The 16775-nt window shown below is 74.8% G+C and carries 13 protein-coding genes; 7 read left to right on the forward strand and 6 right to left on the reverse strand.

What is annotated here, in order from left to right; translation table 11 throughout:
• The first annotated feature begins 84 nt into the window (after positions 1-84).
• The 3 genes from OP86_RS02720 to OP86_RS02730 all read left to right on the forward strand — a co-directional run bounded on the left by OP86_RS02720 (position 85) and on the right by OP86_RS02730 (position 4133).
• Positions 85-954, forward strand: a complete 870-nt coding sequence (locus OP86_RS02720) for a 3-hydroxyacyl-CoA dehydrogenase family protein (RefSeq protein WP_030057518.1) — start codon at positions 85-87, stop codon at positions 952-954.
• Between the two features lie 378 nt (positions 955-1332).
• A complete protein-coding gene (locus OP86_RS02725; protein WP_030057517.1) occupies positions 1333-1656 on the forward strand; it encodes an STAS domain-containing protein in 324 nt (107 codons plus the stop codon).
• Positions 1657-1880: 224 nt separating this feature from the next.
• The gene (locus tag OP86_RS02730; protein ID WP_051829589.1) at positions 1881-4133 is read left to right on the forward strand and encodes a hypothetical protein; all 2253 of its coding nucleotides are present in this window, start codon (positions 1881-1883) and stop codon (positions 4131-4133) included.
• A gap of 4 nt (positions 4134-4137) precedes the next feature.
• On the opposite strand, the gene nucS is transcribed toward OP86_RS02730, so the two are convergent.
• Positions 4138-4797: an endonuclease NucS gene (gene nucS, locus OP86_RS02735; RefSeq protein WP_030057515.1), complete on the reverse strand. Its 660-nt coding sequence runs from the start codon at positions 4795-4797 to the stop codon at positions 4138-4140.
• A 481-nt stretch (positions 4798-5278) separates the two neighbouring features.
• On the opposite strand from nucS, the gene OP86_RS02740 reads away from it, so the two are divergent.
• Positions 5279-5671: an SCO5389 family protein gene (locus OP86_RS02740; protein ID WP_030057514.1), complete on the forward strand. Its 393-nt coding sequence runs from the start codon at positions 5279-5281 to the stop codon at positions 5669-5671.
• Between the two features lie 81 nt (positions 5672-5752).
• Here the strand turns inward: OP86_RS02740 and OP86_RS02745 are convergent, their stop codons facing one another.
• Complete coding sequence (locus tag OP86_RS02745) at positions 5753-6901, reverse strand: LLM class flavin-dependent oxidoreductase (RefSeq protein ID WP_030254935.1); 1149 nt, start codon at positions 6899-6901, stop codon at positions 5753-5755.
• Between the two features lie 391 nt (positions 6902-7292).
• Here OP86_RS02745 and OP86_RS02750 point away from each other — a divergent pair, with 391 nt between their 5' ends.
• Positions 7293-7616, forward strand: a complete 324-nt coding sequence (locus OP86_RS02750) for a hypothetical protein (RefSeq protein WP_030057512.1) — start codon at positions 7293-7295, stop codon at positions 7614-7616.
• A gap of 21 nt (positions 7617-7637) precedes the next feature.
• Here OP86_RS02750 and OP86_RS02755 read toward each other — a convergent pair whose 3' ends face one another.
• Positions 7638-8405, reverse strand: a complete 768-nt coding sequence (locus OP86_RS02755) for an ABC transporter permease (protein ID WP_030057511.1) — start codon at positions 8403-8405, stop codon at positions 7638-7640.
• A 1-nt stretch (position 8406) separates the two neighbouring features.
• On the reverse strand, positions 8407-9411 hold the full coding sequence (locus tag OP86_RS02760) for an ABC transporter ATP-binding protein (RefSeq protein WP_030254937.1): 1005 nt from the start codon (positions 9409-9411) through the stop codon (positions 8407-8409).
• A 92-nt stretch (positions 9412-9503) separates the two neighbouring features.
• On the opposite strand from OP86_RS02760, the gene OP86_RS02765 reads away from it, so the two are divergent.
• A complete protein-coding gene (locus tag OP86_RS02765; protein WP_030254941.1) occupies positions 9504-10301 on the forward strand; it encodes an alpha/beta fold hydrolase in 798 nt (265 codons plus the stop codon).
• On the forward strand, positions 10298-10618 hold the full coding sequence (locus OP86_RS02770; RefSeq protein WP_033330746.1) for a hypothetical protein: 321 nt from the start codon (positions 10298-10300) through the stop codon (positions 10616-10618). Before OP86_RS02765 ends, OP86_RS02770 begins: the two co-directional genes overlap by 4 nt.
• Before the next feature lie 107 nt (positions 10619-10725).
• On the opposite strand, the gene OP86_RS02775 is transcribed toward OP86_RS02770, so the two are convergent.
• Positions 10726-11655, reverse strand: a complete 930-nt coding sequence (locus OP86_RS02775) for a coiled-coil domain-containing protein (protein WP_030057505.1) — start codon at positions 11653-11655, stop codon at positions 10726-10728.
• Between the two features lie 107 nt (positions 11656-11762).
• A complete protein-coding gene (locus tag OP86_RS02780) occupies positions 11763-16622 on the reverse strand; it encodes a hypothetical protein (RefSeq protein WP_030254942.1) in 4860 nt (1619 codons plus the stop codon).
• Between the last annotated feature and the right edge of the window lie 153 nt (positions 16623-16775).

The raw sequence follows: 16775 nt of genomic DNA on the forward strand, positions 1-16775 counted from the left end.
ATGCGGCTCTCCGGTGGTGACCCCTGCCCTGAGCCGCCTTCAGGGCCCGCCCGCGGGGCGGCGACGGCATCGGGAGACCCAGCCATGAGCAATGCGTCCAGCAAGCAGATCGCCGTGATCGGTGCCGGCCTGATGGGCGCCGGCATCGCCCAGGTGTCCGCGCAGGCCGGCCACCCGGTGGTGCTGCGGGACGTCACCGAGGAGGCGCTGCAGCGCGGCCTCTCGGGCATCCGCGCCTCCTACGAGAAGTTCGTTGCCAAGGGCAAGCTGAGCGCCGAGGACGCCGAGGCTGCGCTGGGCCGGATCACCACCACCACCGACCTGGGCGCCGTCGCCGAGGCCGACATCGTGGTCGAGGCCGTGTTCGAGCAGCTGGACGTCAAGGAGGCCGTCTTCCGCGAGCTCGACAAGCTCGCCAAGGACGGCGCCGTGCTGGCCTCCAACACCTCCGCCATCCCGATCACCCGGATCGCCGCCACCACCCAGCGCCCGGAGTCGGTCGTCGGCGTCCACTTCTTCTCGCCGGTCCCGATGATGAAGCTGGTCGAGCTGGTCCGCGGCTACAAGACCAGCGACGAGACGCTGGCCACCGCCCGCGCCTTCGCCGAGGGCATCGGCAAGGAGGTCGTGGTGGTCAACCGCGACGTCGCCGGCTTCGTCACCACCCGCCTGATCACCGCGCTGGTCATCGAGGCCGCCAAGCTGTACGAGTCGGGCGTCGCCACCGCCGAGGACATCGACACCGCCTGCCGCCTCGGCTTCGGCCACGCGATGGGCCCGCTGCAGACCGCCGACCTGACCGGCGTGGACATCCTGCTGCACGCCGCCCGCAACATCTACACCGAGACCCAGGACGAGAAGTTCGCCGCCCCGGAGATCATGGCCCGCATGGTCACCGCCGGCGACCTGGGCCGCAAGAGCGGCCGCGGCTTCTACCCGTACGAGGGCAAGTAGCCGACAGGGCGTGGTCTCCGCACGACACGCCCTAGGGCGGATGACCAGGCGGGCCGTGCGATCGGAGCATCGTACGGCCCGCTCCGCCGAGGGCGGGTGAGTTTCCTCACGCCGGGTGCCGCAGACGGGTGATTTGGGCGGTAATCGAGCGTAGGTCTGGAGACTTCCTGCGTATATTCCCTCGGACGAGTGAAGTTGCTTCAGATCCGGCCGGAACCAGCAACCTGCGGAGCCGGTACACCGTCAGATGAGGGAACCCGGCATTCCGACCGGGTCCGGGTGTGGGGCCACGGCCCGCCCGGAACACCCCCCGCTCCCGCCCCCGGTACGGCCGGGGCGGACCCGCCCGCACCGGCCGTCCAGGCGAAGGAGGAGAGCATGCGCATCACCGGCGACCACACGGCGCTGGCCATCGAAGGCCGCCTCGACGTGCGCACCGCTGCCGACGCGCGGGCCCAACTGCACCAGGCCGTGGACGGCGGCCTCGGCGACCTCGTACTCGACCTCGCCCGGCTGGAGTTCTGGGACGCCACCGGCCTCGGCGTGATCATGGGCACCCACCGGCGGGCCGGCCGGATCGGCCGGCGCCTGGTGCTGCGCTCCGTCCCCGCCCAGCTCCAGCGGCTGCTGGTGGCCACCAAGTTGCACCGCATCCTCGCCGTCGACGGCGGCATCGCCGAGGCGCACGGAGTCGTGCTCTGAGGCCTGCCCGGTAGGCGCTGTCCCGGTAGGCACTGTCCCAACTCCCCAGGTCAGCGCCCCGCACCGGCGCCCGGCCCCGGACCGGCCTGCACGGGCGGGCCCGGATGTGCGAGAGTCTGCCCGTCAGAAGACGGCGACAGGCCCCGAGACCGCCCGCGGCCGCGACCGGGACGTCAGCCGGCCGGCGCGGGGCGCCGGCGGCCGAGCACGATGCGGAGCAGAACGTGGCACAGCCATCCGGGGAGTTCCGGCAGGAGGCGGTCCGCACCCGCGGCGGTGAACTGGTCTCCGGCGGCCTGCTGGTGGGAGTCGGCGCCCCGGACGGATCCGAGGCCCGGCCCTGCCCCGAGGAGTGGCAGCCCCGCCCGCGCCGGATCGGACGCAGCGAGCCCGCCCGCGGCCCGGTCGGCGGCGTCGGCCGGGCGGTCGGCCCGCTCGCGCTCGGCGCCGGGCCCGCCGACCTGCCGCTGCTGGACCGCGAGGCCGACATCGCCGAACTCCTCGGCCTGCTCGCCGAGGGCCGCTCGATACGCCTGGTCGGCCAGGCCGGCTCGGGCCGCAGCGCGCTGCTGTCGGCCGTCGCCGAAGCCGCCGCCGACCTCGCCCCCGGCGGTGTCGTCCAGCTCTGCGGCCACCGCCGCACCGCCGCCGACCTGCTCCAGGACCTCTTCGCCGCCACCCACCACGCCCCCGGCTACCGGCCCGACCCCGCCCGGCTGGCCGCCCACCTCGCCGAGGTCGCCGCGGTCGTCGTGATCGACGCGGCCGAGCCCTCCGACGCCGAACTGGAGCACCTGCTCGCCACCGCCCCCGGCTGCGCCTTCCTGGTGTCGGTCGCCCCGGACAGCCCGCCGCCGGCGGCCGGCTCCCGGATGCAGGACCACCTCGTCGCCGGGCTCTCCCGCTCCGCCTGCCTCGCCCTCACCGGCCGACTGGCCGGACGGCCGCTGGACGTCGCCGAGAAGGCCTGGGCGGTGGACCTCTGGTTCGAGTCCGAGGGCCTGCCGCTGCGCTTCGTCCAGGCCGCCGCCCTGCTGCGCCAGCGGGACGTCGCCGTGGACGCGCTGGTCGCCGCCGAGGACGACCGGATGGACGTCTTCGGCGCCGTCCGGGAGCCCGTCCGCGACGCCGACCCGGCGGTCCGCGAGGACGCGCTGCGCCGCACCGTCCCGCTGCCCTCCGTCGCCGAGACCGCCTCGCCCGCCGTCCGGCTCGCCAAGGGGCTGAGCGAGCCCGCGCAGGCCGTGCTGCGGCTCGCCGTCGCGCTCGGCGGCGAGTGCCCCACCGCGCCGCACCTGCCCGCGCTGATCGACGTCGGCCAGGGCGAGGCCGCCCTCGCCGAACTCGCCGACGCCGGGCTGGCGGTGTCCATCGGCGGGCACCACCGGCTGACCGCCGGCGCGCTCGAACTGCTCGCCCCGCACTGGCCGCCGCTCGGCTGCGTCGACGGCGCCGCCCAGCACTTCGCCTGGTGGGTCGGCCACAGCTCGGTGACGCTGGAGCAGATCGCCGCCGAGGCCGAGGTGGTGATCGGCGTCCTGCTCGCCGACCGGACGGCCGGCCGCCACGAGGCGGTGGTCAAGCTCGCCCGTGCGGCGGCGCCCGCGCTGGCCCTGGCACTGCGCTGGGGCGCCTGGGAGCGGGTGCTGCAGCTCGGCCTGGAGGCGGCCCGCCGGGCCGGCTCGCCGAGCGATCAGGCCTGGTTCCACCACGAGGCGGCCGTGCACGCGATCTGCGTCCAGCAGCCGTCCCGGGCCATCGCCGAGCTGGAGACGGCGCTGACCCTGCGGGCGACCGCGGGGGAGCAGCGCGGGGTGGCCTCCGCGCGCCGGATGCTCGACCTGCTGCGCGCCGACGGGCGGCAGCTGCCGGCCGCCGCGCCCGCGGCGCCCAGCCGGCCGGTCATCCGCAAGATCGCGGCCCGGGTGCCGGCCCGGCTGAAGTCCAGCCGGCGGCGCCGGGTGGTCGTGGTCTCCACGGCCGTCCTGACCCTCGGGGTGCTCGGGACGGCGGTGGCGATGAGCTTCAGCGGGCCGGACGACCGTACGGGCAAGGACCCGCACAGCGGCCGGCTGGACGACGGCGGCGCCCGGGACGCGCCCTTCCCGCAGCCCTCCGGCAGCGGCCCGGGCACGGCCGGCCCGGCGCCGAGCAGCCCGGCGGGGCAGGGCGGCAGCCCGGAGCCCTCGGCGAGCGGCAGCGCGTCGCGCTCGCCGAGCGCCACGCCGTCGAAGAAGCCGAGCTCCTCGCCGGGGGCGACCGGGTCGCAGGCTCCGCAGCAGCCGCAGCCGCCCGCACCGGGCCAGCCGCAGCCGCCGGCGCCGCAGCCGCCCGGGCCGCAGCCGACGAAGCCGGTGCCGAGTCAGCCCACGACGTCTCCGGTGACGTCCCCGAGCGGCCCGTCGACGCCGCCGTCCGCGACGCCGACGACCCCGAGCGGGTCGGCCAGTCCGACCGCCTCGCCGTCGCCGAAGTGACCGGTCAGAACAGCTTGAGCTTGTCGTCGTCGATGCCGCGCAGCTCGTCGTAGTCCAGGACCACGCAGCCGATGCCCCGGTCGGTGGCCAGGACGCGGGCCTGGGGCTTGATCTCCTGCGCGGCGAAGACGCCCTTGACCGGGGCCAACAGCGGGTCCCGGTTGAGGAGTTCGAGGTACCGGGTGAGTTGCTCGACGCCGTCGATCTCGCCGCGGCGCTTGATCTCGACGGCCACCGTGGCGCCGTCGGAGTCGCGGCAGAGGATGTCGACCGGGCCGATCGCGGTCGGGTACTCGCGGCGGATGAGCGACCAGCCGGCGCCGAGTACCTCCATCCGGTCCGCGAGCAGCTCCTGCAGGTGTGCTTCGACGCCGTCCTTGATCAGGCCCGGGTCCACCCCGAGCTCGTGGGACGAGTCGTGCAGCACCTCCTCCAGCGTGATGATGAGCTTCTCGCCGGCCTTGTTCTCCACCGTCCAGACCCCGTCGGCCTCCTTGAGGGCGCACGGCGGGGACATCCAGTTGAGCGGCTTGTAGGCGCGGTCGTCGGCGTGGATGCTGACGCTGCCGTCGGCCTTGACCAGGATGAGCCTGGTGGCGGAGGGCAGATGGGCGGAGAGCCGACCGGCATAGTCGACTGAGCAGCGGGCAATTACGAGACGCACGGTCGACCACGCTAGCCCACCGGGGCCAGTTGATGCGATTCCGCGACGACGGGGTGAAGAAAGCGCGAACCCCGCGAACATTGAGGTTCAGCGGTTCCGCTCCCTTCCGTCGAGGTCTGGCGCCCATCCCCTCGGGTCGCTACGGTGTGTGACGGCACGCTTGCGGGATCGCTGTCAACGGGGATGGAGAGTTCAGATGAACGATCCGGCAGGATCCGGCCAATCTCGTGTACCACGGCGTATTTCCGGAGCAATCCACAGGAATGACCGGCCCGCTCCGCCGTTGACTGCCACGCTGTTCTGAGCGCTGTCGGTGTTCGGGACGTCACGTCCCGTGCCGCCGCCGCTGGTCGCGAAGGTGCCGGAAACGCCTGTCCCACGGTGTTCCGGACACCCCACACGATGTCGCCAACCCTCACCTGAGCTTGGACTACGCACGACCACCCGGGCGCCGCGCGGGTGGACCGCGAGAGGAGAATCCATGTCGCTCGACGTCTCACCGGCCCTGCTGGAGAAGGCCGAGCGGGGCGAGGTCGACGAGCGGGAATTCGTCGACTGCGTCCGCGTCTCCCTGCCCTACGCCTGGGACCTGATCAGCTCGCTGGTCGCCCAGGCGAAGGTCGACGGCACCGACTTCGCCGACAACCAGGTGCCGCCGCCCAGCGAGCAGGCCCGGGGCCAGCTGCTGCGCGCCCTGGCCAGCGATGCCATCCGGGGCGCCCTGCAGCGCCACTTCGGCGTGCAGCTGGCCTTCCAGAACTGTCACCGGGTGGCGGTGTTCCTGCCCTCGGAGGCCAACGAGGCGCGGTACACGCGCTTCACCTCCGTCCGGGAGCAACTGCTCAACCAGTCCGAGGAGCTGCGGGACTGCTGAGCGGCACCACCACCGCCACGGCGCCGGCCACCCCCGTCCCCCTAATCGGGGGGAGGGGGCGGCGGCGCGTGGGGCCATGACCTAGCCCAGTTGCGGCAGGACCTCGGAGCCGAGCCGGGCGATGTTGTGCAGGGTCGCCTCGTGGTCGCCGCTGCCCTCGGCGAGCAGGGCGAACCGGCGGATGCCGGTCCGCTCGGCGGTGGCCAGCAGCCGGTCGGCGCACTGCTGCGGGGTGCCCACCGCGTGCAGGTCGCAGAGGAGTTCGGTGTACTGGCGCGCGTCGCGCATCTTGCGCTCGCGGCCGTCCACGGTGCGGTGCGCGCCGAGCCCGTAGTCGAACCAGCCGGGCATCGCGTTCAGCAGGGTGGACCGGGCCGCCGCGGCGCGGTCGTCGACCTGGGCCACCCCGGCCGCGACGTGCCGCAGGCTCACCCGGCGCAGCTGCTCCTCGCTGCGCCCGGCGGCCAGCCAGGAGGCGCGGTACAGCTCCAGCATCCGCAGCTTGTCCTCGTCCCCGGAGTGCATGCCGAGCAGCATCGGCAGGCCGCGCTCGGCGGCCAGCTTCACCCCGCCGGGGGAGGTGCAGGCGACCACCACGGGCGGACCTGCCACCGGCCGCCCGGTGACGGTGAGCTCCTCGCCGAGGCCCTCCTCGTCCTGGCGCTGGCGCGGGAAGCGCACCGTGCCGGTCTGCTCGCCGAGGCCGAGCCAGCTGCTCAGGGGGGGCCGCCGCACCGGTTCGGTGGCCCGGGGCACCACCGCCACCTCGGGGAAGGCGAACTGGGGGCCGTCCGCGCCGACCCGGGAGCCGCGCAGCCAGCGCAGCAGCAGGTCCAGCCGCTCCGGGAAGCCGTTCTCGAAGGCGCCCACGCCGTCGCCGAACACGTCCAGGTCGATCCACGGCCCGCCGCGGCCGACCCCGAGCGTGAAGCGCCCGCCGGAGGTGAGGTGCAGCAGCGCGGCCTGCTCGCCGAGGGCCACCGGGTGGCGGGTGGAGAGCACGCTGACCGCCGTGCCGACGCCGATCCGGCGGGTGCGGCCGAGCAGCAGCGCGGCCAGCGTGGCGGCGTCCGGGCAGACCCCGTACGGGACGAAGTGGTGCTCGGCCAGCCAGACGCTGTCCAGGCCCGCGTGTTCGGCCTCGACGGCGGACCGGACGGTGCGCTCCAGTGCCTCGCCGTGGCTCTGCCCGGGGAACTGCGCGGACAGCAGGAACAGGCCGACCCGCACCGGCGCGGTGTTCGCCGGCAGGGCCGCGGTGCGCTGGGCCGCGGGCAGCGGCTCGCCCGCGACGGCCGTCACCGGGGGGACGGAGCTCAGCGCCGGCCCGGGCGCGGGCGGCCGGACCCCGACGGGTCGACGGGTCTCGGCACGGGCGCTGGTCTTGGTCATCCTTGGGCCTCCTCGGGTGCGCGCAGGGTCTGCGGGCCCCGCCTCTCCCCCTGTGGGTATCCGATGTCATGTGCCAATGGCACGCTGAGCCCCGAATTTCCCCGATGATCGGGTGGATCTCGGCAAAAACGCCGGAGCACCCGGCGGAGCCGTGATAGTGGCCATTCGGGAGGCCGGCCGGCCGTAGGCTGGAACGGCCCCAGAGCCCCCGGAAGAGAGGCAGTCCGCCGTGTCGCCGCGCCGCAATCGGATCAAGAGCGCCGCCCCCCACGAGAGCACCGAGCCGGCCGCTCCGCTCGGCGGATCGCTGCGCCGCACCGAGAGCTATCAGGGCGACGACTGGGTGGTCCAGACGGTCGCCGGGACGTCGGGGCGGTTCTACCGCTGCCCGGGGTGCGACCAGGAGATCCCGCCGGGCGTGGGCCACGTGGTGGCCTGGCCGATGCACGGCGCGGGGGTGGACGACCGGCGGCACTGGCACCGCGCGTGCTGGGGAGCGCGGGAGCGCCGGGCCTCCAACGTGCTGCGAGGCCGCGGCGCTCCGCGGTACTGACGGTCCTGGCCCGGAACTCCGTTACGCGTCCCGCTGCTTGAGCACCAGCGCGCCGCCGGCCAGGGCCGCGGCCGTCCAGGCGAGGCAGATCAGGAAGCCGGGCCACGGCCCGTACGGCTGGCCGTGCTGCTCGTACACCAGCAGCATCCGCGAGCCCGCGTAGTCGGGGAAGTAGTGGGCCAGGGTCTTGACCTTCGGCACCGCCGAGAGGATCGGCGAGAGCAGGAAGAAGAACGGCACCAGCACCCCGAGCGCGAGCGTCTGGTTGTGCAGCATCGTGGTGACGCCCGCCGAGAACAGGCAGAGCATCGTCAGGTACAGCGCGGCGCCGAACACCGCGCGCAGCACGTGCGGTTCGCCGAGCGTGGTGGAGTGCGAGCCGAGCAGTGACTGGCCGACGAAGAAGGTGACGAAGGCCGTTACCAGCGAGACCACCAGGGCGAGCGTGCCGAGCACCGCGGCCTTGCCGCCGAGCAGGGTCGCGCGCTGGGGGACGGCGGCCAGGGTGACCCGGATCATGCCGCTGCTGTACTCGTTGCCGATCGCCAGCACGCCGAAGACGATGATGGCCAGTTCGCCGAGCATGATGCCGGCGAAGGCCGTCCCGGTGGCGTCGAACGGGGACTGCTCGTTGCGGCGGAACTCGGTGAAGTTGTTGTTGGTGAGCAGGGACAGCAGCGCGCCGATGCCGACGGTGACGACGAAGGTCAGCGCGAGCGTCCAGACCGTCGAGCGGACGCTGCGGATCTTCGTCCACTCGGAGCGCAGGATCGCCGGGAAGGACGCCATCTCAGTTCTCCTCCTGCCGTGCCGCGGCGGTCTGCCGGGCGCCGTCCGCCTTCCATCCGGCGCCCCAGGTGCCGGGTGCGCCGGCCGCGTCCCGGCCCGGTCCGTCGCCCGCGTGGTATTCCACCGAGTCGGCCGTCATCTGCATGAACGCCTCCTCCAACGAGGCCTGCTGCGGGCTGAGTTCGTGCAGCACCACGCCGTTGGCCGCGGCCAGTTCGCCGAGCCGCGCGAGGTCGCCGTCGACCACCTCCCAGGAGCCGTCCGGGCCGGGTTCGTGCCGCAGTCCGGCGCCGGCCAGGACGTCGAGCAGCCGTTCGGGCTCGGGGCTGCGCAGCCGTACGGCGGAGCGGGAGTTGCGCCGGATGAACTCCGGCATCGGCAGGTCGGCGAGCAGCCGGCCCCGGCCGATGACCACCAGGTGGTCGGCGGTGACGGCCATCTCGCTCATCAGGTGGGAGGAGACGAAGACCGTCCGGCCCTCGCCGGCGAGGCGCTTCATCAGGTTGCGGATCCAGAGGATGCCCTCCGGGTCCAGGCCGTTGACGGGCTCGTCGAACATGACGATCTCCGGGTCGCCGAGCAGTGCCGAGGCGATGCCCAGGCGCTGGCCCATGCCGAGGGAGAAGCCGCGGGCCCGCTTGCGGGCGACCGGGGTGAGGCCGACCAGGGCGAGCACCTCGTCCACCCGGCGCTCCGGGATGCGGTTGCTCTGGGCGAGCCAGAGCAGGTGGTCGCGGGCGGTGCGGCCGGGGTGGACGGCCTTGGCCTCCAGCAGTGCGCCGATGTACTTGAGCGGCTCGCTGAGTTGCCCGTAGCGCCTGCCGTCGATGGTGACCCGGCCGCCGGTGGGGCGGTCGAGGTCGAGGATCATGCGCATGGTGGTGGACTTGCCGGCGCCGTTGGGGCCGAGGAAGCCGGTCACCACGCCCGGGGGCACCGTGAAGCTGAGCCGGTCCACCGCGAGCGTCTTGCCGTAACGTTTCGTCAGGTCGTGCAACTCGATCATTCGCGCTCCCTTGCTCCTTGGCAGATTAGGACAAAGCGGATATCGCGGCCCGCTGAGTGGGCCCGCCGGGCGTGCCGGAATACGGTGGGCGCATGACCGAGCTCCCCTCCGCAGTGTCCGTCCGCGAGAGCGGTACCGGAACACCCCTCGTACTGCTGCACGCCTTCCCGTTGAACGCTTCGATGTGGTCGTCCCAGCTGGACGCGCTGCCCGGTCTCACCGGGGACGGAGCCCGGGTGCTCGCCCCCGACCAGAGAGGGTTCGGCGGCACCGAACTGGGCTCCGACGAACCCTCGCTGGACGTCGTCGCGGACGACCTCGCCCTGCTGCTGGACGCCGCCGGGATCGAGCGCGCCGTGGTCGGCGGGCTCTCCATGGGCGGCTACGTGGCGCTGGCCTTCGCCCGCCGCCACCCCGGGCGGCTGTCCGGCCTGCTGCTGGCCAACACCCGTGCCACCGCCGACACCGACGCCGTCCGGGCCAACCGGGAGCGGATCGCGGCCGCCGTCACCGCGCGGGACAGCGTGCAGCTGCTGCTGGACGAGCAGGTCGTGGCCGGGCTGCTCGGGCCCGACTCGCAGCACCTCGTGGAGCGGGTGCGGACGATGATCGCCGCCGCCTCGCCGGCCGCCGCCGCCTGGACCCAGCGGGCCATGGCGGCCCGCCCGGACGCCCGGGACGTGCTGGCGGGCCTCCGGGTGCCGGTCGCGGTGGTGACGGGCGCCCAGGACGCCCTGATGGAGCCGGAGGAGGCCGAAGGGATGCTGCGGGCCCGCCCGGACGCCGAACTGACCGTCATCCCCGGGGCGGGCCACCTGAGCGCCCTGGAGGCGCCCGAGGCCTTCGACGCCGCCGTCCGCGCCCTGCTGGACCGGGTGGCCGCCGAATGAGTCAGGAGAGCCAGGACGCGGCCGCCTGGGACTTCTCGGCGCTGGAGGTGACCGGCCGGATGACCGTGACCAACCGGGGCGAGGGGCTGCTCGAACTGACCCTCGAACCGCTCGGCGAGGACTACTGGATGCGCCCGGGGGAGACCTTCATCGTCACCTCGTACGGCGACCACGGGTCCGGGCACCCCTTCGAGGTGCAGTACTGGCCCGACTCGGTGTCCGTCTGGTGCACCTCCTGGTTCGGCACCGTATCGGACGACGAGGGCAACCAGCTCAGCAGCGGCCACCAGCGGCCCGACGGGGCCTACCCGAGGTAGTGACGCGGAGAAAGCCGACAGGCCCTCACCCGGGAGGGTGAGGGCCTGCGGTACGGCGGTGCCGAGGGGTCACTGCGCACGAGACAGGGGCACGTGCGGCAGCGGCGTCAGCGCGACTGCTGGGCGGGCACGCCCATGGTGTCGTCGTTCGGCAGCGAGGCGGCGGCCACGGCCGCACCGGTCAGCGTCGCCAGCATCTCGCGGACGTTGGTCAGCTGGGCGTTGATGCTGTCGCGGCGGTTGGTGAGCGCCGCCAGCTCGCGCTCGGATTCGCTGCGGATGCGGTCCGCCTTGGCGTTGGCGTCCGCCACGATGTCCTCGGACTGGCGCTGGGCCGTCTCGACGGTCTGGCGGGCGCGGCGCTCCGCGTCGGTGCGCAGCTTCTCGGCCTCCAGACGCAGCTGCTCGGCCCGGTGCTCGATCTCGGCCAGGCGCTTCTCGGCCTTGGCCTGACGGGCGGCCAGGTCGCGCTCGGACTGCTCGCGGCGCTTGGCCAGGTTGGTCTCGAACTCCAGGGCGGCCTGGGCGGCCTTGGTGCGGGTCTCCTCGAAGAGGGCGTCCGCCTCCTCGCGCTTGTTCTGGGCGTCCTTGTTGGCCTCGGCACGCAGCTGGGCGGCGTCGCTCTTGGCCTTGTCGACGATCCGCAGACCCTCGTCCTCCGCCTTGGCCTTGCGGTCCTTGGCGTAGTTCTCGGCCTCGGTGCGCACCTGCTGGGCGGCGGCCTCGGCGAGCTCGCGGTGCTGCTCGGCGGCGCGGTGCGCCTCGTCGCGCAGGTCCTTGGCCTCCTCCTCGGCGAGTCGCAGGATCTTCTCGACCCGGGCACCGAGACCGGCGTACGAGGGCTCCTGCTCGACCACGGCCGCCTGGGCGGTCTGGGTCTCCAGGTGGAGCTCCTCGATGCGCTTCTCCAGCGCGCTGATCCGGGTCAGGGCACTGTCACGGTCGGCCACCAGCTTGGTGATCCGCTCGTCGACCTGGGCACGCTCGTACCCACGGCGCACCAGGTCGAAGCCGTGAGGGGAGTGACTGTCGCTCATGGGGTTCTGGGCTTCCTGTCGTCAAACCGCTGAGGTGGTTGAGGGAATCCTGACACGGTACCGGAGTGTCGACGGCGAAATGCCGTTGTCTCGCGGACAATGTCCGCTCAATCGGGTGGTGAGCTCTTGGAGCGATTGCCACCCGATCGGGGGGAGCCAACTCCGGCACCGGCCTTGGCACCCCCGTCCTTCTTGTTACTGCTTCCCCCGTTGACCTGGGCGACCGGTGACGGCGCCTCGAAGGCCTCCAGCGCGGACAGGACGTCCTGGACCCTGGAAATCTCGGTGTTGATGTCCTTGCGGCGGCGCACCAGCTCGTCCAGCTCGCGCCGGCCCTCGTCGGTGACCCGCTTCGCCTCCGCCTTCGCCTCGGCGAGCAGCCGCTCCGCCTCCGCCTTCGCCAGCTCGACCTGCTCGTCCGCGGACCGGTCCGCGTCCCGCAGCCGCTTCTCCGCCTCGGCGGACGCCTTGTCCAGCCGCTCCTCCGCCTCGGCCTCGGACGACTGCAGCTTCGCCTCGGCCTTCTCGATGAGCGACTCGGCGCGGTCGGTCGAGGTGGCGAGCTTGGTCTCCGCCTCCTTCAGCAGGCCCTCCGCCTTGCGGACGGCCGAGAGACGGACCTTGCTGGCCTCCGCGGAGGCCTCCGAGGTGAGCTCGCTCGCGCGGTCCTCGGCGGCGGCGACCAGGGCGGCGGCACGGTCCTCGGCCTCGGCGACGGTGGCCACCGCCTGCTCCTCGGCCTCGGTCAGCTGCTCCTGCGCGGCCGTCACCAGCGCGTCCACCCGCTCGCCGGCCGACTTCATGGCCGCCGCGTTCTCCTTGCGGGCCCGCTCGTGCAGCGCCTCCACCTCGGCGTCGGTGCGCTCGCGCAGCTCCTCGGCGCGCTCGCGGATCGCGGTGGCGTCCCGGCGGGCCTCGGCGAGCAGCGTGTCGGCGTCGGAACGGCCCTTCTCGACCTCGGCCTGACCGGCCGCCTCGCCGGCGGCGACCAGCCGGTCGGCCTCCTTGCGGGCGGCGGCGACCATCGCGTCGGCCTGCTCCTCGGCGGCGGCGGTGGTGGCCAGCGCGGTGGTCTGGGCGTCCTCGCCGAGCGCCTCGGCGTCCGCGAAGGCCTTCTCCAGAACGGAGTTGGCCTGGTCTCGGGTCGCCTTGTCGAACTGCTCGGCGGCCTCCCGGGTCTCCGCGTCGAAGGCGTTCGCGCGGGCGTGGGTGGCGCTGTCGTACTCGTCGGCCAGGGTGCGGGTGGCGAGGGCGTACTCCTCGGCCTCGGCGCGCAGCCCGGCGGCCAGCTCCTCGGCGTCGGCGACCGTACGGGCGCCCTGGGCCTCGGCGTCCGCCACGGTACGGGCGGCCTGCGCCTGCGCCTCGGCGCGCAGCTGCTCGGCGGCCTCCTGGGCGGCGCGCAGCTCGGCCTCGGCGTCCGCGCGCAGCTGCTCGTCGTAGGCCAGGGCCTCGGCGCGGCGGCGGTCGAGCTCGGCTTCGGCGGCCTCGCGGTCTGCGGCCAGCTCCAGCTCGGTCTGCTCGCGCAGGGCGGTGGTCTCGGCCTCGGTGCGGGCGCGCAGGTCGGCGCTGTAGGCGTCGGCGGCGGTGCGCTGCTCGGTGGTCTCGCGGTCGGCGAGCTCGCGCTGTTCGGCGGTCTCGCGGTCGGCGAGGTCGCGCACCTCGGCGGCGTAGGCCTCGGCGGCGGCCCGCTGTTCGGCGGTCTCGCGGTCGGCCAGTTCGCGCTGCTCGGCGGTCTCGCGGTCGGCGAGCTCGCGCACCTCGGCGGCGGCCTGCTCGGCGGCCGCGCGGACCTCGTCGGCCTCCTGCTCGGCGGCGGCCTTGAGCCCGGCGATCTGCTCGGCGGCGGCCTCGTGCATGCCGGCCACCGACTGGCGGACCTCGGCGGCCTCCTCCTCGGCGACGGCGATCAGCTCGGCGCCCTCGGCCTTGGCGGCGGCGATCAGCTCGGCGCGGTCGGCCTTGGCCTGCTCCAGCTCGGCGCCGGCCTCGGCACGGATGTCGTCGGCGGTGGCGCGGGCCTCGGACAGCTCGCGGCCGGCCTCGGCCCGGACGGTCTCGGCCTGCTCGTTGGCCAGCGCCAGCTCGGCGGCGGCCTTCTCGCGGACGGCCTTGGCGTCCTTGGCGGCCTCCGCCCGGCGCTGCTCGGCGCCGGCCTCGGCGCGCTCCAGCAGCTCGTCGGCGGCCTGGTGCTGCTCGGTGGCGTACGCGTCGGCGGCCTGGCGGACCTCGGCGGCGTGCCGCTCGGCGGTTTCGCGCTGTTCGGTGGTCTCGGCGGTGGTGCGCTCGGTCAGCTCGGTGGCGTGCTGCTCGGCCTCGGTGCGGACGCGGTCCGCGTAGGCCTCGGCCGCCTCGCGTTGCTGCGCGGTCTCGCGCCGGGCCAGGGCCCGCTGCTCGGCGGTCTCGGCGGCGGTGCGCTCGGTCAGCTCGGCGGCGGCCTGCTCGGCCTCGGCCCGCAGCTCGGTGGCGTACGCGTCGGCGGCCTGGCGGACCTCGGTGGCGTGCCGGTCGGCGGTTTCGCGCTGTTCGGTGGTGTCGGCGGTGGTGCGTTCGGTGAGGTCGGCGGCGTGCTGCTCGGCTTCGGTGCGGACGCGGTCGGCGTAGGCCTCGGCCGCTTCGCGCTGCTGGGCGGTCTCGGCGGCGGTGTGCTCGGTCAGCTCGGCGGCGGCCTGCTCGGCCTGCTCGCGGGCGGCCTGGGCGGCGGCCAGCTGCTCGGCGGTCTCGGCGCGTTCCCGGTTCAGCCCGGTGGCGGCGTCCTCGCGCTCGCGGCGGCTCTCCTCGCGCAGCGCGTCCGCGACCGCCTCGGCCTCGGCCCGGGTACGGGCGGCCTCGGTGTCGGCCTCGGCGCGCACCCGGTCGGCGTCCGCCACCGCGGCGTCCCGGACGGCGTTCGCCCCGGCCTGCGCGTCGGCGGTCACGGCCTCCGCCGCGGCGTTCGCCTCGGCGCGTACCCGCTGGTCGAACTCCGTTGCCTCGCGCCGCAGTTCGGCGGTCTCGCGCTCGGCGGCGGTGCGGTTCTCGGCGGCCGCGGCCTTGGCGGCGGACAGTGCGTCCTGGCCCTGCTGCTCGGCGGCGGCGGTGATCTTCTCGGCCTCGGTACGGGCCCGGGCCAGGGTCTGCTCGGCCCGGCCCTGGGTCTCGGCGGCCTGCTCCTGGGCCTGCTCGCGCAGCCGCTCGACCTCGCCGGCCGCGCCCGCGCGCAGCTCGTCCGCGTCGGCCTTGGCCTTGGTGAGCAGCTCCTCGGCGTTCTTCGCCGACTCCTCGATCTGCAGCACGGCCTGGCGGCGGGCCTCGCCGCGGACGCGCTCGGCCTCGGCGGCGGACTGGGCGCGCAGCTCCTCGGCCTCGGCACGCAGCCGGGCCGCCTCGTCCTGCATCTGCTCGATCCGCTCGCGGATCGCGGCGGCGTCGTCCAGGGCGGCGTTCTGGGCCTGCTCGACCGCGGCCTGGGCCTGCTCGCGCAGCCGCTGCGCCTCGGCGGCGGCCTCGGCGCGGATGCGCTCGGCCTCGGCGGCGGCCTCGCTCCGGGCGGTCTCGGCGTCCTGGTTGGCCCGGCCGAGCACCTCCTCGGCGGTCTTGGCGGCCTTGGCGAGGTGGACGGTCGCGTCCTTGGCGCCGGCCGCCCGGCCCTCCTCCTCGGCCTGGCCGCGCAGCCGCTGCGCCTCCGCCTCGGCCTGCGCCCGCAGCCCGGCCACGTCCCGCTCGGCCTGGGCGCGCAGCTCGGCGATCGCGGCCTCGGCCTCGGCGCGCAGCTCGGCGGCGACCGACTCGGCGGTGGCCCGCAGCCGCTCGCTCTCCTCGGCGGCGGCGGCCTTGGCGGCGTCCGCCTCGGCCTGCTTGGTGGCGGCCTCGGTGCGTACGGCCCGGGCCTCGGCGCGGATCGCCTCGGCCTCCTTGGTGGCCTGGGCCACCATCCGGGCCACCTCGGCCCGGGCGGTCTGCGAGCGCTGCTCGTTGGCGGCCTCGCCGTCGGCGACCTTGCGCTCGGCGGCGGCCTCGGCGTCGGCCTGGAGCTGCTCGGCGGCCTGCTCGGCCTGCGCGCGCAGGGCGGCGGCCTCGTGGCGGGTGCGCTCGGCCTCGGCGATCGCCTCGGCGCGCAGCCGCTCTATCTCGGCCTTGGCGGCGGCGAGCTGCTGCTCGGCCCTGGCCTGTTCGACGGCGGCCTGCTCCTTGAGCCGGCCGATCTCGGCGTGCGCGACGGTCAGCTGCTGTTCGGCGGCGACATGCGCGGCGGCCAGCTCCTGCTGGGCCTGGCCGCGGGCGGCGTCCACGTCCGCGGCGGCCTGGGCGCCGGCCTGCTGGGCCTGCTCGGAGGCGGCGCGCAGCAGGCGCTCGGCGTCGCTCTGGGCGCGCTGGAGCGCAGCCTCGGCGGCGGCGTGGGCCTCGCCGCGGGCGGCGTCCACGTCGGCGGCGGTCTGGGCGCGGGCCTGGTCGGCGAGGGCGACGGCCTCCGCGCGGGCGGCGGCGACCATCCGCTCGGCCTCGACGCGGGCTTCCTGCAGCAGGCGCTGGGCCTCCTGCTCGGAGCCGGCCCGGGTCTGCTCCGCCCAGCCGTTGACGTGCTGCTCGGCGTTGCGGCGCAGCTCGGTGAGCTCGTCCTCCAGCTGGCGGCGGCGGGCGGTGAGCTCGGCCTCCAGCCGGGCGGTGCGCTCGGCGGCCTCGGCCATGATCCGCTGGGTGGCGGCCTGGGAGTCGCGCAGCTGGCGCTCGGCGTCGGCGCGCAGCTGCTGGGCCTGCATCTCGGCGGTGCGGAGCATCTGCTCGGCCTGGCCGGAGACGGCGTCGAAGGCGCGCGGCTGAGCGAGCATGCGACGGGACTCGTGCAGCTTCGCCCGCAGCACCTCCACCTGGTAGGCGAGGTCCTCGGCATGCTCGACTGCCTTGTCCCGCTCCTTCCGAGTCCGACCCATCTCGGCCTCGAACTGGGAGAGGTGATCGTCAGCCTCGTAGCGGTCGTTGCCCCGCACTCCGCGGTCCCATCCATCTCCTGGTCGCGTCCTCGACCCGGCCGGTCCAGGGCTCCCGTTTCCCGGGGGCCGGTCCGACTGGTCCTTGCATCCACGGCTCCCGGACGCCCCCTGCCAAGCCGGGGCCGCCCGCCGCGGTCGTCGGAATCCGGG

Source organism: Streptomyces novaecaesareae, from assembly GCF_000716875.1.
Lineage (GTDB): Bacteria > Actinomycetota > Actinomycetes > Streptomycetales > Streptomycetaceae > Kitasatospora > Kitasatospora novaecaesareae.

What these genes read in the sequence shown, in the direction of transcription:
- OP86_RS02720 (WP_030057518.1), top strand. Translation starts at nt 85, where the DNA reads ATGAGCAATGCGTCCAGCAAGCAGATCGCCGTGATCGGTGCCGGCCTG.
- OP86_RS02725 (WP_030057517.1), top strand. Translation starts at nt 1,333, where the DNA reads ATGCGCATCACCGGCGACCACACGGCGCTGGCCATCGAAGGCCGCCTC.
- OP86_RS02740 (WP_030057514.1), top strand. Translation starts at nt 5,279, where the DNA reads ATGTCGCTCGACGTCTCACCGGCCCTGCTGGAGAAGGCCGAGCGGGGC.
- OP86_RS02755 (WP_030057511.1), bottom strand. Translation starts at nt 8,405, where the DNA reads ATGGCGTCCTTCCCGGCGATCCTGCGCTCCGAGTGGACGAAGATCCGC.
- OP86_RS02760 (WP_030254937.1), bottom strand. Translation starts at nt 9,411, where the DNA reads ATGATCGAGTTGCACGACCTGACGAAACGTTACGGCAAGACGCTCGCG.
- OP86_RS02765 (WP_030254941.1), top strand. Translation starts at nt 9,504, where the DNA reads ATGACCGAGCTCCCCTCCGCAGTGTCCGTCCGCGAGAGCGGTACCGGA.
- OP86_RS02770 (WP_033330746.1), top strand. Translation starts at nt 10,298, where the DNA reads ATGAGTCAGGAGAGCCAGGACGCGGCCGCCTGGGACTTCTCGGCGCTG.
- OP86_RS02775 (WP_030057505.1), bottom strand. Translation starts at nt 11,655, where the DNA reads ATGAGCGACAGTCACTCCCCTCACGGCTTCGACCTGGTGCGCCGTGGG.